Annotated in this window: 13 protein-coding genes; 4 read left to right on the forward strand and 9 right to left on the reverse strand. The window is 59.7% G+C overall.

What is annotated here, in order from left to right; all coding sequences use genetic code 11:
- Nucleotides 1–10: 10 nt before the first annotated feature.
- The 9 genes from C6A77_RS00585 to rpmH all read right to left on the reverse strand — a co-directional run bounded on the left by C6A77_RS00585 (nucleotide 11) and on the right by rpmH (nucleotide 8,743).
- Nucleotides 11–883 (reverse strand): ParB/RepB/Spo0J family partition protein, encoded by an 873-nt coding sequence (locus C6A77_RS00585; protein ID WP_114167572.1) that lies wholly within the window; start codon nucleotides 881–883, stop codon nucleotides 11–13.
- A gap of 9 nt (nucleotides 884–892) precedes the next feature.
- Complete coding sequence (locus C6A77_RS00590) at nucleotides 893–1,684, reverse strand: ParA family protein (RefSeq protein ID WP_112251656.1); 792 nt, start codon at nucleotides 1,682–1,684, stop codon at nucleotides 893–895.
- Between the two features lie 18 nt (nucleotides 1,685–1,702).
- Complete coding sequence (gene rsmG, locus C6A77_RS00595; RefSeq protein ID WP_114167573.1) at nucleotides 1,703–2,353, reverse strand: 16S rRNA (guanine(527)-N(7))-methyltransferase RsmG; 651 nt, start codon at nucleotides 2,351–2,353, stop codon at nucleotides 1,703–1,705.
- Complete coding sequence (mnmG, locus tag C6A77_RS00600; protein ID WP_114167574.1) at nucleotides 2,350–4,242, reverse strand: tRNA uridine-5-carboxymethylaminomethyl(34) synthesis enzyme MnmG; 1,893 nt, start codon at nucleotides 4,240–4,242, stop codon at nucleotides 2,350–2,352. Before mnmG ends, rsmG begins: the two co-directional genes overlap by 4 nt.
- 568 nt (nucleotides 4,243–4,810) lie before the next feature.
- A complete protein-coding gene (mnmE, locus tag C6A77_RS00605; protein ID WP_114167575.1) occupies nucleotides 4,811–6,181 on the reverse strand; it encodes a tRNA uridine-5-carboxymethylaminomethyl(34) synthesis GTPase MnmE in 1,371 nt (456 codons plus the stop codon).
- A gap of 86 nt (nucleotides 6,182–6,267) precedes the next feature.
- A complete protein-coding gene (gene yidC / locus C6A77_RS00610) occupies nucleotides 6,268–7,950 on the reverse strand; it encodes a membrane protein insertase YidC (RefSeq protein ID WP_114167576.1) in 1,683 nt (560 codons plus the stop codon).
- Between the two features lie 2 nt (nucleotides 7,951–7,952).
- Nucleotides 7,953–8,198 carry a membrane protein insertion efficiency factor YidD gene (gene yidD, locus C6A77_RS00615; RefSeq protein ID WP_075046823.1) on the reverse strand — a complete coding sequence of 82 codons (246 nt, stop codon included), beginning with the start codon at nucleotides 8,196–8,198 and terminating at the stop codon, nucleotides 7,953–7,955.
- Nucleotides 8,191–8,595 (reverse strand): ribonuclease P protein component, encoded by a 405-nt coding sequence (rnpA, locus tag C6A77_RS00620; protein WP_114167577.1) that lies wholly within the window; start codon nucleotides 8,593–8,595, stop codon nucleotides 8,191–8,193. The genes yidD and rnpA overlap by 8 nt, the downstream gene beginning before the upstream one ends.
- A 13-nt stretch (nucleotides 8,596–8,608) precedes the next feature.
- Nucleotides 8,609–8,743, reverse strand: coding sequence for a 50S ribosomal protein L34 (rpmH, locus tag C6A77_RS00625; RefSeq protein ID WP_003253163.1), 135 nt, complete (start codon nucleotides 8,741–8,743; stop codon nucleotides 8,609–8,611).
- Nucleotides 8,744–9,338: 595 nt separating this feature from the next.
- Between rpmH and dnaA the strand changes: the two genes are divergently transcribed.
- From dnaA to gyrB, 4 genes are read left to right on the forward strand one after another with little or no spacing between them, the layout of a single operon-like run.
- Nucleotides 9,339–10,877: a chromosomal replication initiator protein DnaA gene (dnaA, locus tag C6A77_RS00630; RefSeq protein WP_114167578.1), complete on the forward strand. Its 1,539-nt coding sequence runs from the start codon at nucleotides 9,339–9,341 to the stop codon at nucleotides 10,875–10,877.
- Between the two features lie 40 nt (nucleotides 10,878–10,917).
- Entirely contained in the window at nucleotides 10,918–12,021 is a 1,104-nt protein-coding gene (gene dnaN / locus C6A77_RS00635; protein WP_114167579.1) for a DNA polymerase III subunit beta, read from the forward strand.
- 15 nt (nucleotides 12,022–12,036) lie between these two features.
- Nucleotides 12,037–13,140, forward strand: coding sequence for a DNA replication/repair protein RecF (gene recF / locus C6A77_RS00640; RefSeq protein WP_114167580.1), 1,104 nt, complete (start codon nucleotides 12,037–12,039; stop codon nucleotides 13,138–13,140).
- A 4-nt stretch (nucleotides 13,141–13,144) separates the two neighbouring features.
- Nucleotides 13,145–15,565 carry a DNA topoisomerase (ATP-hydrolyzing) subunit B gene (gene gyrB / locus C6A77_RS00645; RefSeq protein ID WP_114167581.1) on the forward strand — a complete coding sequence of 807 codons (2,421 nt, stop codon included), beginning with the start codon at nucleotides 13,145–13,147 and terminating at the stop codon, nucleotides 15,563–15,565.
- Nucleotides 15,566–15,590: the final 25 nt, after the last annotated feature.

Genomic DNA, 15,590 nt, shown 5'->3' on the forward strand with positions numbered 1-15,590 from the left:
GGGAATTGTTTCAGCGGATGTGGGCAAGCACACCTTGCAACTCGTCAAGCGAGTTGTAGCGAATAACCAGCTGGCCCTTGCCCTTGTTGCCATGACGGATCTGCACAGCCGAGCCCAGGCGCTCTGCGAGCCGCTGTTCAAGGCGTGCGATATCCGGATCAGGTTTGCCCGGTTCGACCGGATCAGGTTTGTCGCTGAGCCACTGGCGTACCAGTGCCTCGGTTTGGCGCACGGTGAGGCCACGTGCGACAACATGACGCGCCCCCTCCTCCTGACGGTGTTCTTCCAGGCCGAGCAATGCGCGGGCATGGCCCATCTCCAGATCGCCATGAGCGAGCATGGTCTTGATCGCATCGGGCAGGGTGATCAGGCGCAGCAGGTTGGCCACGGTCACCCGCGACTTGCCCACGGCATCGGCCACCTGTTGCTGGGTGAGTTCGAATTCCTGCTGCAGGCGCTGCAAGGCCAGGGCCTCTTCCAGCGGGTTGAGGTCTTCGCGCTGGATGTTCTCGATCAGCGCCATGGCAATGGCGGCTTCATCGGGCACTACGCGGACCATGGCCGGGATCTTGTCCAGGCCCGCCTGCTGGGTGGCGCGCCAGCGGCGTTCACCGGCGATGATCTCGTAGCGGTTGCCATCGATCGGGCGCACCACGATCGGTTGCATCACGCCATGGTTGCGAATCGAGTGCGCGAGCTCTTCCAGCGCCTGCGGGTCCATGTCCCGGCGCGGCTGGTACTTGCCACGCTGGATCAGTTCGACCGGCAGGTGTTGCAATTCTTTCTGGTCGATCTTCACAGCCTGCTCTTCGAGCGCGCTGACGGAAGGACCACTGAGCAGTGCATCCAACCCACGTCCGAGACCCCGTTTCTTGACGGCCATACGGATTCCTTAAGTTGTTTGTGCAGTGCGTGATTGACGGCGTTGGCGGCGTACCAGCTCACCGGCCAGGGCCAGATAAGCCAGCGCACCGCGCGATTGCTTGTCGTAAGCCAGCGCCGGCATGCCGAAGCTTGGCGCCTCGGCCAGGCGAATGTTGCGCGGAATGACCGTGTCGTACAGCTGCGGGCCGAAGTGCTCCTTCAACTGCGCCGAAACATCGTTGTTCAGGCTCAGGCGCGGGTCGTACATGGTCCGCAACAGGCCTTCGATCTTCAGCTCCGGGTTCAGCCGCGCGGCAATCCGCTTGATGTTATCCACAAGGTCGCTGAGACCTTCCAGTGCGTAGTATTCGCACTGCATCGGGATGATCACGCCATCGGAGGCGACCAAAGCATTGAGCGTAAGCATCGACAGCGAAGGTGGGCAGTCGATGAGGATGAAATCGTAGTTGTCACGGATCGGCGCCAAGGCATTGCGCAGGCGGCTTTCTTTGACCTGCATTTCCAGCAGTACCACTTCGGCAGCGGTCAGGTCACGGTTGGCCGGCAGCAACTGGAAACCACCGTGTTCGGAGTAATGCATGGCCTGGGCCAGGTCGCATTCCCCGATCAACAGGTCGTACACCGAGTGCTCGAGCTCGTGCTTGTCGACACCGCTGCCCATGGTGGCGTTGCCCTGCGGATCGAGGTCGATCAGCAGCACACGACGCTTGGTCGCAGCCAGCGAGGCGGCGAGATTGATACAGGTGGTGGTCTTGCCCACACCACCTTTCTGGTTCGCGATCGCGAATACCTTAGCCATTGTTGCGTGTGTTCCCAGTCATGCCTTGCGGCGCAGTATCAGCAGATGGCGCTGGCCCTGGCAACCCGGAACGGTCAGGGCCTGCTCGCTTTCCACTGTGAAGTCTGCGGGCAATGCTACCAGTTCATCGGCAGGATGCAGCCCCTTCATTGCAAGCCATTGCGTCCCGGTGTCGCCCAGATGGCGGGTCCAGTTGGTGAAGTTCTCCATGCTGCTGAAGGCGCGGGAGATGATTCCGTCGAACGGTTGTGCCGGCTGGAAAGCTTCGACCCGGCTGTGGATAACCGTGAGGTTGTCCAGCTTGAGTTCCATTTTCACCTGGGTCAGGAAGCGGGTCTTCTTGCCATTGGCGTCCAGCACCGTCACGCGCTTGTGCGGATGCAGGATAGCCAACGGGACGCCAGGCATGCCACCGCCGCTGCCGACATCCAGCCAGTTATCACGGGCACTGTGGATAAACGGCATGACGCTGAGGCTGTCGAGCAGATGGCGCGACACCATTTCGTTGGGGTCGCGCACGGCAGTCAGGTTGTAGGCTTTGTTCCATTTGATCAACAGGGCCAGGTAACCGAGCAGTTTCTCGTGATGCTCGGTGCTCAGCTCGACACCGAGCTGGCGCGCACCTGTGGACAACTCTTCAGCGTGTTGCGGGGTGACCAGGGAACTCAAGCGCTTTGCTCCAATTCGCGGCCAGCGCCGCGTTTTTTCAAGTGAATCAGCAACAGGGAAATCGCCGCCGGGGTCACGCCCGGGATGCGCGAAGCCTGGCCCAGGGTCTCCGGGCGGGTCTGGCCCAGCTTGCCCTGAATTTCCTTGGACAGGCCGGAAATCGTCGCGTAATCGATATCCACAGGCAGGCGGGTGTCTTCGCTGGCGCGCAGACGGGCGATTTCATCCTGCTGGCGGTCGATGTAACCGGCGTACTTGGTACGGATCTCGACCTGCTCGGCGACCTGTGGATCGATTGCCTCGCCGCCAGTGGCCTCGATCAGCCCGGCGTAGTCGATTTCCGGACGCGCCAGCAGGTTGAGCAGGCTGTACTCATGGCTGAGCGGCGTACCGAACTTATCCACAACGGCCTGGCCTTGCTCGGTGTTCGGGCGTACCCAAGTCGACTTCAGGCGCTGTTCCTCACGCTCGATGCCGTCGCGCTTGGCGCAGAAGGCGGCCCAGCGCTGGTCGTCGATCAGGCCGAGTTCGCGGCCCTTCTCGGTCAGGCGAAGGTCGGCGTTGTCTTCGCGCAGGATCAGGCGGTACTCGGCACGCGAGGTGAACATGCGGTACGGCTCCTGGGTACCCAGGGTGATCAGGTCGTCGACCAGTACGCCGATGTACGCCTCGTCGCGCCGCGGGCACCAGCTGTCTCGGCCCTGCGCCCGCAGTGCGGCGTTGGTCCCGGCGAGCAGGCCCTGGGCACCGGCTTCTTCGTAGCCCGTGGTGCCATTGATCTGGCCGGCGAAGAACAAACCACCGATGACCTTGGTTTCGAGGCTGTACTTCAGGTCACGCGGGTCGAAGTAGTCGTACTCGATGGCATAGCCGGGGCGCACGATGTGGGCGTTTTCCATGCCGCGGATCGAACGCACCAGTTCCAGCTGCACATCGAACGGCAGCGAAGTGGAAATACCGTTGGGGTACAACTCATGGGTGGTCAGGCCTTCCGGCTCGATGAACACCTGGTGGCTTTCCTTGTCGGCGAAGCGGTGGATCTTGTCTTCTATCGACGGGCAGTAGCGTGGACCGACACCTTCGATCACACCTGAGTACATCGGCGAACGGTCGAGGTTCGAGGCGATGATCTCGTGGGTACGCGCATTGGTGTGGGTAATCCAGCAGCTCACCTGGCGCGGGTGCATCTGGGCATTGCCCATGAACGACATTACCGGGATCGGCGTATCGCCTGGTTGTTCGGTCATCACCGAAAAGTCTACCGAACGGCCGTCGATGCGCGGCGGGGTGCCGGTCTTCAGGCGGCCGACGCGCAGCGGCAGTTCACGCATGCGGTGGGCCAGGGCAATCGAAGGCGGATCACCGGCGCGACCACCGGAATGGTTTTGCAGACCGATGTGGATAAGCCCGCCAAGAAAGGTACCGGTAGTCAGCACCACCGATTCGGCAAAGAAACGCAGGCCCATCTGGGTCACCACGCCTTTGACCTGGTCTTGCTCGACGATCAGGTCGTCGCAGGACTGCTGGAATATCCACAGGTTCGGCTGGTTTTCCAGGATTTCACGTACCACTGCCTTGTAGATGGCGCGGTCGGCCTGGGCACGGGTGGCGCGTACGGCCGGGCCCTTGCGGTTGTTCAGTACGCGGAACTGGATGCCGCTCTTGTCGGTGGCCAGCGCCATGGCGCCGCCGAGCGCATCGATCTCTTTGACCAGATGGCTTTTGCCAATACCGCCGATGGCGGGGTTGCAGCTCATGTGACCGAGGGTTTCCACGTTATGGGTCAGCAGCAGGGTTTTCACACCCATGCGTGCAGACGCAAGCGCAGCCTCGGTACCGGCATGGCCGCCGCCGATGACGATCACTTCAAAACGGGAAGGGAAATCCACCACGCACCTCGTGCCTGTTTTGCGAATAGAGAAGGTAAGCCGACAAGTATAGGGACTTAACCCCCTTTAAAGAAACCGTCTGAGCAAATTTTGACCAGTCTGTGGATGAATGGCAGACAACAGAAATCAAAGAGGAAAAATTTAAAAAAGCTTTGTTTTTATGTTTATTCTTATGCACAAGCTTATCTGTGGATAAGGTTCTACAAGCCTTTATCCATGAAGCATACAGAGAAATTAAACCCTGTGGCTTGAGTACCATGAGGGCTATGGATAACACGATTTAGCCTGTGGATTAATTGCCTGTTTACCCACAGGCGGGTTTGTCCTCAGAAAAAAAGCCTGCTTATCAACGGAGCTGAAGGCGGGTTTTCCACAGGGCTCCTGAAGAAAAATGGATGACTGTGAATGAAAAATATCGACCCTGCACCGGCCTCTTCGCGGGTGAAGCCGCTGCTAAACGGTCTGGCTCAGCCGTTGAGGGCAGCACAATTTCTCTGGAAGCAGCCGTTTTTTGGGCAAAAAAAAGCCGCTCCCGAAGGAGCGGCCCGTGGCCTTATCTGGCTGTGGATTATTTGCCGATGCAGAAGCTTGAGAAAATCCGCCCCAGCAGGTCGTCCGAGCTGAATGCCCCGGTAATTTCCCCAAGCGCCTGCTGCGCCTGGCGCAGGTCTTCCGCCAACAGCTCACCCGCGCCGGCCAGTGTCAGTTGCGCACGGCCGTGTTCCAGGTGCTCGCTAGCCTGACGCAGCGCATCCAGATGACGCCGGCGGGCGCTGAAACCACTCTCGGCCGTCTGTTCATAACCCATGCAGGCCTTCAGGTGATCTCGCAGCAACTGCAGCCCTGTGTCGTCGCCTTTGGCACTGAGGGTGATCGTGACGTGACCATCATCGCACTGCTCCAGCGCGACCCGCTCACCACTGAGGTCGGCCTTGTTGCGAATCAGCGTGACCTTGGCCGGGTCTGGCCGCTGGTCGAGAAACTCTGGCCACAGGGCGAACGGGTCGCTGGCCTCGGGCGCAGTAGAATCCACCACCAGCAGCACCCGGTCGGCCTCGCCAATGGCCTTCAGGGCGCGTTCCACGCCAATCTTTTCCACATGGTCATCGGTATCACGCAGGCCGGCGGTGTCGACCACGTGCAGCGGCATGCCATCGATGTGGATATGTTCGCGCAAAATGTCCCGCGTGGTGCCGGCGATATCGGTGACGATGGCCGCTTCGCGCCCGGCCAGCTGATTCAACAGGCTCGACTTGCCGGCGTTCGGCCGACCGGCGATGACCACGGTCATGCCGTCGCGCAGCAAGGCACCCTGCCCGGCTTCACGCTGGACCTTGGCCAGCTCGTCGCGCACCACATCGAGCATCGACAGCACATGGCCGTCGGCGAGGAAGTCGATCTCCTCCTCCGGGAAGTCGATTGCTGCTTCGACGTAGATGCGCAGCGCAATCAGCGCCTCGGTCAGAAACTGCACGCGCTTCGAGAATTCCCCTTGCAGCGAACGCAAGGCATTGCGCGCCGCCTGGCTGGAGCTGGCCTCGATCAGGTCGGCGATGGCTTCGGCCTGGGCCAGGTCGAGCTTGTCATTGAGGAATGCGCGCTCGCTGAATTCACCGGGCCGGGCCAAGCGACAACCCACTTGTACACAGCGCTGCAGCAGCATATCCAGCACCACCGGGCCACCGTGGCCCTGCAGCTCGAGCACATCTTCGCCAGTGAACGAATTCGGCCCAGGGAAGAACAGCGCGATCCCTTCGTCCAGCACCAGCCCGTCCTCGTCGCGGAACGGGCCGTAATGGGCGTGGCGCGGGGTAAGCATACGGCCGGTGATCAGCTGGCCGGCCTTGGCAGCCAGTGGGCCGGACAACCGGACAATACCCACACCGCCGCGGCCCTGGGCGGTGGCGATGGCGGCGATGGTTTCACGCACAGTGTTCATGCTCGAAAGCCTCTACGACAAAAACGACGGATAGCAAAAACGCCCCATAGGGGGCGTTTTTATTCACAGGCTAGCGCAGTAGCCCGTCAAGCAGCAGCTTTTTTGCTGGCTGCTTCGATGCTGCGGGTGATGTACCACTGCTGTGCGATCGACAGGCAGTTGTTCACAACCCAGTACAGCACCAGACCAGCCGGGAACCACAGGAAGAAGAAGGTGAAGATGATCGGCATCATTTTCATCACCTTGGCCTGCATCGGATCTGGCGGGGTCGGGTTCAGACGCTGCTGGATGAACATGGTGGCGCCCATGATGATCGGCAGGATGAAGAACGGATCCTTGATCGACAGGTCGGTGATCCACAGCATCCATGGGGCCTGGCGCATTTCCACGCTTTCCAGCAGTACCCAGTATAGGGCCAGGAACACCGGCATCTGCACCAGGATCGGCAGGCAGCCGCCCAATGGGTTGATCTTCTCTTTCTTGTACAGCTCCATCATCGCCTGGGACATCTTCTGGCGATCATCACCGAAGCGTTCCTTCAGCGCGGCAAGCTTAGGCGCAACGGCACGCATACGCGCCATCGAACGGTAGCTGGCAGCCGACAGCGGGAAGAACAGGCCTTTGATCAGCATGGTCAGCACGATGATCGACCAGCCCCAGTTACCCAGCAGGCTGTGGATATGTTGCAGCAGCCAGAAGATCGGCTGTGCGATGAACCACAGGAAGCCGTAGTCGACGGTCAGTTCCAGGCCTGGGGACAACTCTTTGAGCTTGGACTGGATCTTCGGGCCGGCATACAGCATGGCGCTGGTTTCGACCTTGCCGCCAGCAGGCACGCTGATCGCCGGGCCGGTGTAGCCGATGATGTAGTTGCCCTGGCTGTCCTTGCGGGTCTGGACAACGTTGTTGTCCGACTTGGCCGGAATCCAGGCAGTCACGAAGTAGTGCTGCAGCCAGGCAACCCAACCGCCGGACACATTTTCTTTCAAACTGCCTTTGTCGATGTCCTTCATCGAGACCTTTTTGTAGGGCTCGGAAGCTGTCCACAGGGCTGCACCCAGATAGGTAGCGGTGCCGGTGGCAGTGCTCGACGATGGATCGGAGCTGGCGTCGCGCTTGAGCTGGGCAAACATGTTGCCGCTCCAGGCCTGGCCGCTCTGGTTGTCGATCAGGTAGCTGACGGTCAGGTCGTACTCACCACGCTTGAAGCTGAAGCGCTTGATGTAGTTGACGCCGTTGTCGCTGAACTTCAGGTCTACCACCAGTTGGTCCTGGCCATCGGCCAGCTGGTAACCCTTCTTGTCGGCAGCGTACAGCGGACGGCCTGCAGGACGGGCGTCGGGACCGTTGACCCCGGTCAGGCCGCTTTGTGCCAGGTAGACACGTTCGCCACCGTTGTCGAACAGCTGGAACGGAATGTCCGGGTGGTCCTGGCGACGTGGGTATTGCGGCAGGTTCAACTGGACGATGTCACCACCGACCGGATCGATAGCCAGGTCCAGGACATCGGTCTTGACCCGGATCAGGTCCTTGCTGACCGCGACCGGCGCCAATTCGGCTGCGCTGGTTTCGGCGTTGGCGCTCGGCACATCGGCGCTGGCGCCGGCGTTACCGGCCGGTACGCCGTCCGGCAGGCCCGGGGCAACAGTGCTGGCAGCAGTATTCTGAGTCGGCAGGGCAGCCTGGCCGTAGTCCTGGTTCCACTTGAGGACCATGACGTAGGACACGATTGCCAGGGCGACGATCAGGATCGTGCGTTTAATATCCATGATTACTCGGCTATCGAAGAAGTTCGGGAGGAAGGAGCGGGAGGAACGGGATCGAAACCGCCGTCGTTCCACGGATGACAACGTCCCAGGCGACGAACGGCTAGCCACCCACCACGCCAGAGGCCGTGGTTTTCGATGGCTTCATAGGCGTAACAGGAGCAACTGGGGAAAAAACGACAGTGACTGGCCATCAGAGGACTAATGGCATAACGGTAAAACTGGATCGGAACGAGTGCCAGTTTACGCATCTTGGCTGTCTACCCCTGCGGAATTGGCGGTCACTGCTGGAGCGGGCCGGCTGCGCGCCAGGCGTTTCCAGAGCTTGCCAAAGTGTTGGTGCAATTCCGGGTTTTCTACCTCACCCAATCCCTTGCGCGCGACGATCACGATGTCCAGCCCGGCAAGCAATTGCTGGTTAAGACGAAAGGAATCGCGCATCAAGCGCTTGAGGCGATTGCGTTGAACGGCGAGCTTGACGCTCTTCTTGCCAATCACCAGGCCGAGGCGTGGGTGATCGAGGCCGTTCTCGCGAGCAAGGATCAGCAGGTTTTTCCCTGGAACCTTGCCGGTTGGGGAGTCGAAGACCGCTTTGAAATGTCGGGGTGTAAGCAGTCGCTTTTCCCGACTGAAGTCCTGACTCACCACCTGTGCCGAAAAATCAAATGGCCAGACGCTTACGGCCTTTGGCACGACGACGCGACAGAACAGCGCGGCCGTTCTTGGTAGCCATACGGGCACGGAAGCCGTGGGTGCGCGCGCGCTTGATGGTGCTTGGTTGGAAAGTACGTTTCATGGCGTGTTACCTGGTTTGTCGACGACGGGCCGGGATGGCCCCCTTTTTAAGAGACCGGCGATTCTAGAGAAAGCAAGCCCGTAGGTCAATTTCCAACCAGTCTTTCCCTATAGAGCATGTGATGGACGGTGCCTGCTTACCCATCCCCGGAGGGTGCTTGATCGGACACACGAATTGGGGACAACATGAAAAAAAAGAAGAGACATATAAAAAGCTTTTCTGAAGAATCTATAAATCTTAAGTGGATAACCTTCTGTGGATAACACGCTAAAGGCCAGAAAAACCGCGGTGTTCAGGAATTCATAACCCTGTTTCGAACCGGTGCTGCGGCTGTTTTCTTCATGCGCAGAAGCTGTGGATGAAAAGGGCGATTATCCACAGGTGAGTTATCAACAGGCTTGAGGTCAGGGTTGTGCATAGCCCTCATGGCTAGTTATCCACAGACCTTATGCACAGTACGATAAAGCCGTTTTGGTCGATAAATGGCTGTTTTGTCATGACTCCTAACGTGTCCACATGTGGATAACTGGACGCTCGACCGGTACAATGGCGGTTTGTTTTTGCCTCATCCGGCTTTCAAACTCAGGGGATATCCGTGTCAGTGGAACTTTGGCAGCAGTGCGTGGAGCTTCTGCGCGATGAACTGCCTGCCCAGCAATTCAACACCTGGATCCGTCCGCTACAGGTCGAAGCCGAAGGCGACGAGTTGCGCGTCTATGCGCCTAACCGTTTCGTTCTCGATTGGGTCAATGAAAAGTACCTGGGGCGTTTGCTCGAGCTGTTGGGCGAGAACGGTAGTGGCATTGCACCTGCCCTTTCCTTGTTGATCGGCAGCCGCCGCAGCTCGGCGCCACGTGCTGCGCCCAACGCGCCGGTGAGCGCCGCTGTGGCCGCTTCGCTGGCGCACACCCAGGCGCAAAGCCAGACACAGAAGGCAGCGCCGGCCGCAGTCGAACCGGTTGCCGTGACGGCGGCCGAACCTGTGCTGGTCGATGAACTGGCCGAGCCGTCCTCGCGTGACAGCTTCGATGCCATGGCCGAGCCGGTTTCACCGGCTGCCAGCAGCGCACGGACCGAACAGCGCACCGTGCAGGTTGAAGGTGCGCTCAAGCACACCAGCTACCTGAACCGCACCTTCACCTTCGACACCTTCGTCGAGGGCAAGTCGAACCAGCTGGCCCGCGCGGCGGCCTGGCAGGTGGCCGACAACCCCAAGCATGGTTACAACCCGCTCTTCCTTTATGGTGGTGTGGGCCTGGGTAAGACCCACCTCATGCACGCTGTGGGTAACCATCTGTTGAAGAAGAACCCGAACGCCAAGGTCGTGTACCTGCATTCGGAGCGTTTCGTCGCGGACATGGTCAAGGCCCTGCAGCTCAACGCCATCAACGAATTCAAGCGCTTCTACCGCTCCGTGGATGCGCTGCTGATCGACGACATCCAGTTCTTCGCCCGTAAAGAACGCTCGCAGGAAGAGTTTTTCCACACCTTCAACGCCTTGCTGGAAGGCGGCCAACAGGTAATTCTTACCTCGGACCGCTACCCCAAGGAGATCGAAGGCCTGGAAGAGCGCCTGAAGTCGCGCTTCGGTTGGGGCCTGACGGTGGCCGTGGAGCCGCCGGAGCTGGAAACCCGCGTGGCGATCCTGATGAAGAAGGCCGACCAGGCCAAGGTCGAGCTGCCACACGATGCAGCCTTCTTCATTGCCCAGCGCATCCGCTCCAACGTCCGTGAACTGGAAGGCGCATTGAAACGGGTGATCGCTCACTCGCACTTCATGGGCCGCGACATCACCATCGAGCTGATCCGTGAATCGCTCAAGGACCTGCTGGCGCTGCAAGACAAGCTGGTCAGTGTGGATAACATTCAGCGCACCGTCGCCGAATACTACAAGATCAAGATCTCCGATCTGTTGTCCAAGCGGCGTTCGCGCTCTGTGGCGCGGCCACGCCAGGTGGCCATGGCCTTGTCCAAGGAACTGACCAACCACAGCCTGCCGGAGATCGGCGACATGTTTGGTGGTCGCGACCACACGACCGTGTTGCACGCCTGCCGCAAGATCAACGAACTGAAGGAATCCGACGCGGACATCCGCGAGGACTACAAGAACCTGCTGCGGACGCTGACGACCTGATGGCCGTCTGCGCAGCTAATTGAAGGCAAGGGACTAGACCATGCATTTCACCATTCAACGCGAAGCCCTGTTGAAACCCCTGCAACTGGTCGCCGGTGTCGTCGAGCGCCGTCAGACCTTGCCGGTCCTGTCGAACGTATTGCTGGTCGTGCAAGGCCAGCAACTGTCGTTGACCGGTACCGACCTGGAAGTCGAACTGGTAGGCCGCGTGCAACTGGAAGAGCCGGCCGAGCCTGGCGAAATCACTGTCCCGGCGCGCAAGCTGATGGACATTTGCAAAAGCCTGCCGAACGACGCCCTGATCGATATCAAGGTCGACGAGCAGAAACTGTTGGTCAAGGCCGGCCGCAGCCGCTTTACCCTGTCGACCCTGCCAGCCAATGACTTCCCGACTGTGGAAGAAGGCCCGGGCTCGCTGACCTGCAACCTGGAACAGAGCAAGCTGCGCCGCCTGATCGAGCGCACCAGCTTCGCCATGGCCCAGCAGGATGTGCGTTATTACCTCAATGGCATGCTGCTGGAGGTTTCCCGCAATACCCTGCGTGCGGTTTCCACCGACGGCCACCGCCTGGCGCTGTGCTCCATGAGCGCGCCAATCGAGCAGGATGATCGGCACCAGGTCATCGTGCCACGTAAAGGTATTCTCGAACTGGCACGGCTGCTGACCGACCCGGAAGGCATGGTCAGCATCGTCCTGGGCCAGCACCACATCCGTGCCACCACCGGTGAATTCACCTTCACCTCCAAGCTGGTGGACGGCAAGTTCCCGGACTACGAGCGTGTTCTGCCCAAGGGCGGCGACAAGCTGGTGGTCGGCGACCGTCAGGCGCTGCGCGAAGCCTTCAGCCGTACTGCGATCCTTTCCAACGAAAAGTACCGTGGTATCCGCCTGCAACTGGCTGCCGGCCAACTGAAGATCCAGGCCAACAACCCTGAGCAGGAAGAAGCGGAAGAAGAAATCAGCGTGGACTACGACGGTAGCTCGCTGGAGATCGGCTTCAACGTCAGCTACCTGCTGGACGTGTTGGGCGTGATGACTACCGAGCAAGTTCGTCTGATCCTGTCCGATTCCAACAGCAGTGCCCTGCTGCAGGAAGCTGGCAACGACGATTCTTCTTACGTTGTCATGCCGATGCGCCTGTAACCCGTAGCAGGCGAAATGTCCCTTCGACGTATCATGGTCACCGCGGTGCGCAACTTGCACCCGGTGACACTCTTACCCTCCCCCCGCATCAACATCCTTTACGGCGCCAACGGCAGTGGCAAGACCAGCGTGCTTGAAGCGGTGCACCTGCTTGGGCTTGCGCGCTCGTTCCGTAGCACCCGCCTGAACCCGGTCATCCAGTACGAACAGCCGGCCTGTACGGTGTTTGGCGAAGTGCAACTGGCCGAGGGTGGCACCAGCAACCTGGGTGTTTCACGAGAGCGGCAGGGAGAATTCACCATTCGCATCGACGGGCAGAATGCGCGCAGTGCGGCGCAGCTGGCAGAGTTACTGCCGCTTCAGCTCATCAATCCAGACAGTTTTCGGCTGTTGGAAGGTGCCCCGAAAATACGCCGGCAGTTCCTCGACTGGGGAGTGTTCCACGTGGAACCTCGTTTTCTCCCAGCTTGGCAACGGCTGCAGAAGGCACTGCGGCAGCGGAACTCATGGTTGCGGCATGGTACACTTGACCCAGCTTCGCAAGCCGCCTGGGACCGGGAATTGTGCCTGGCCAGCGCGGAGATAGATGAATACCGTCGCAACTACATCAAGGCCTTGAAGCCCGTCTTCGAGCGAACCCTGAGCGAACTGGTCGAGCTGGACGGGTTGACCCTGAGCTACTACCGAGGCTGGGACAAGGACCGGGAACTGCAAGAAGTACTCGCTTCCTCTCTCCTTCGCGATCAGCAGATGGGCCACACTCAGGCCGGTCCGCAGCGCGCTGATCTGCGTCTTCGTCTGGCTGCCAACAACGCAGCAGACATCCTGTCGCGTGGTCAGCAAAAGCTGGTGGTGTGCGCATTGCGCATAGCCCAAGGCCATCTCGTTAGTCAGGCGCGTCGCGGTCACTGTATTTATCTCGTGGATGACCTGCCGTCCGAACTGGACGATCAGCATCGCCGCGCACTATGCCGCTTGCTGGAAGAATTACGCTGCCAGGTGTTTATCACCTGTGTAGATCACGAATTACTGAGGGAAGGCTGGCAGACGGAAACGCCAGTTGCTTTGTTCCACGTGGAACAAGGCCGTATCACCCAGACCCACGACCATCGGGAGTGAAGGCATGAGCGAAAATCAAACGTACGACTCCTCCAGCATCAAGGTGCTGAAAGGTTTGGATGCCGTACGCAAGCGTCCCGGCATGTACATTGGCGACACCGATGATGGTAGCGGCCTGCACCACATGGTCTTCGAGGTGGTCGACAACTCGATCGACGAAGCCCTCGCCGGTCATTGCGATGACATCACCGTCATCATCCACCCGGACGAATCCATCAGCGTGCGTGACAACGGCCGCGGCATTCCGGTCGATGTGCATAAGGAAGAAGGCGTTTCCGCCGCCGAGGTCATCATGACCGTGCTGCACGCCGGCGGTAAGTTCGATGACAACTCCTACAAGGTATCCGGCGGTCTGCACGGCGTAGGTGTTTCTGTCGTTAACGCCCTCTCCGAAAAGCTGGTACTCACCGTTCGCCGTAGCGGCAAGATCTGGGAACAGACCTACGTCCACGGTGTTCCACAAGCGCCGATGGCGGTTGTTGGTGACAGCGAAACCACCGGTACCCACATCCACTTCAAGCCTTCGGCTGAAACCTTCAAGAACATTCACTTCAGCTGGGACATCCTGGCCAAGCGTATCCGCGAGTTGTCGTTCCTCAACTCGGGCGTTGGCATTCTGCTGAAGGATGAGCGCAGCGGTAAGGAAGAGTTCTTCAAGTACGAAGGCGGCCTGCGCGCGTTCGTCGAGTACCTGAACACCAACAAGACCCCGGTCAACTCTCAGGTGTTCCACTTCAACGTCCAGCGTGACGATGGAGTGGGTGTTGAAGTCGCGCTGCAGTGGAACGACAGCTTCAACGAAAACCTGCTGTGCTTCACCAACAACATTCCGCAGCGCGATGGCGGTACCCACCTGGTGGGCTTCCGCTCCTCGCTGACCCGCAGCCTGAACAGTTACATCGAGCAGGAAGGCCTGGCCAAGAAGAACAAGGTGGCGACCACTGGCGACGACGCCCGTGAAGGCCTGACCGCCATCATCTCGGTGAAGGTACCGGACCCGAAGTTCAGCTCGCAGACCAAGGACAAGCTGGTCTCCTCGGAGGTTAAAACCGCCGTGGAGCAGGAGATGAACAAATACTTCGCCGACTTCCTGCTGGAAAACCCGAACGAGGCCAAGGCTGTCGTCGGCAAGATGATCGATGCTGCCCGTGCCCGGGAAGCAGCGCGTAAAGCCCGTGAGATGACTCGTCGTAAAGGTGCGCTGGATATCGCCGGCCTGCCCGGCAAGCTGGCGGACTGCCAGGAGAAGGACCCTGCTCTTTCCGAACTGTACCTGGTGGAGGGTGACTCCGCAGGTGGCTCGGCCAAGCAAGGTCGCAACCGCCGTACCCAGGCGATCCTGCCGCTGAAGGGTAAAATCCTCAACGTCGAGAAAGCACGCTTCGACAAGATGATTTCGTCCCAGGAAGTGGGCACGTTGATCACTGCACTGGGCTGCGGTATCGGCCGCGAAGAGTACAACATCGACAAGCTGCGTTATCACAACATCATCATCATGACCGATGCTGACGTTGACGGTTCGCACATCCGTACCCTGCTGCTGACCTTCTTCTTCCGTCAGCTGCCGGAGCTGGTCGAGCGCGGCTACATCTATATTGCCCAGCCGCCGTTGTACAAGGTGAAGAAAGGCAAGCAGGAGCAGTACATCAAGGACGACGAGGCCATGGAAGAGTACATGACCCAATCGGCCCTGGAAGATGCCAGCCTCCACCTGGACGAGTCGGCACCAGCGGTTTCTGGTGTGCAGCTGGAAGCACTGGTGAATGAGTTCCGTAGCGTCATGAAGACGCTCAAGCGTCTGTCGCGCTTGTACCCGGAAGAGCTGACCGAGCACTTCATCTACTTGCCGGAGGTGACGCTGGAGCAGTTGGGTGACCATGCCGTGATGCAGGCCTGGCTGGCTCAGTTCCAGGCGCGTCTGAACAACAGCCAGAAATCGGGCCTGGTTTACAAAGCCAGCCTGCGCGAGGACAAGGAACGCAATGTCTGGCTGCCGGAGGTAGAAATCACCTCGCACGGCTTGGCCAGCTACGTTACCTTCAACCGCGACTTCTTCGGCAGCAACGACTACCGGACCGTGGTCAACATTGGTGCCAAGCTGTCGAGTCTGTTGGGTGAAGGCGCCTATGTTCAGCGCGGTGAGCGCCGCAAGGCGATCGTCGAGTTCAAGGAAGGCCTGGACTGGCTGATGAACGAGACCACCAAGCGCCACACCATCCAGCGATACAAAGGGCTGGGTGAGATGAACCCGGATCAGCTGTGGGAAACCACCATGGACCCGACCGTTCGCCGCATGCTCAAGGTCACCATCGAGGATGCTATCGCTGCCGACCAGATCTTCAACACCCTGATGGGTGATGCAGTCGAGCCGCGTCGCGACTTCATCGAAAGCAACGCGCTGTCGGTATCGAACCTGGACTTCTGATCAGGTGTAGATTTGCCAGCCACAA

The sequence above is a fragment of the Pseudomonas sp. AFG_SD02_1510_Pfu_092 genome (assembly GCF_003331055.1).
GTDB lineage: Bacteria > Pseudomonadota > Gammaproteobacteria > Pseudomonadales > Pseudomonadaceae > Aquipseudomonas.

What these genes read in the sequence shown, in the direction of transcription:
- C6A77_RS00585 (WP_114167572.1), bottom strand. Translation starts at nt 883, where the DNA reads ATGGCCGTCAAGAAACGGGGTCTCGGACGTGGGTTGGATGCACTGCTC.
- C6A77_RS00590 (WP_112251656.1), bottom strand. Translation starts at nt 1,684, where the DNA reads ATGGCTAAGGTATTCGCGATCGCGAACCAGAAAGGTGGTGTGGGCAAG.
- mnmE (WP_114167575.1), bottom strand. Translation starts at nt 6,181, where the DNA reads ATGAACACTGTGCGTGAAACCATCGCCGCCATCGCCACCGCCCAGGGC.
- yidC (WP_114167576.1), bottom strand. Translation starts at nt 7,950, where the DNA reads ATGGATATTAAACGCACGATCCTGATCGTCGCCCTGGCAATCGTGTCC.
- yidD (WP_075046823.1), bottom strand. Translation starts at nt 8,198, where the DNA reads ATGCGTAAACTGGCACTCGTTCCGATCCAGTTTTACCGTTATGCCATT.
- rpmH (WP_003253163.1), bottom strand. Translation starts at nt 8,743, where the DNA reads ATGAAACGTACTTTCCAACCAAGCACCATCAAGCGCGCGCGCACCCAC.
- dnaN (WP_114167579.1), top strand. Translation starts at nt 10,918, where the DNA reads ATGCATTTCACCATTCAACGCGAAGCCCTGTTGAAACCCCTGCAACTG.
- recF (WP_114167580.1), top strand. Translation starts at nt 12,037, where the DNA reads ATGTCCCTTCGACGTATCATGGTCACCGCGGTGCGCAACTTGCACCCG.
- gyrB (WP_114167581.1), top strand. Translation starts at nt 13,145, where the DNA reads ATGAGCGAAAATCAAACGTACGACTCCTCCAGCATCAAGGTGCTGAAA.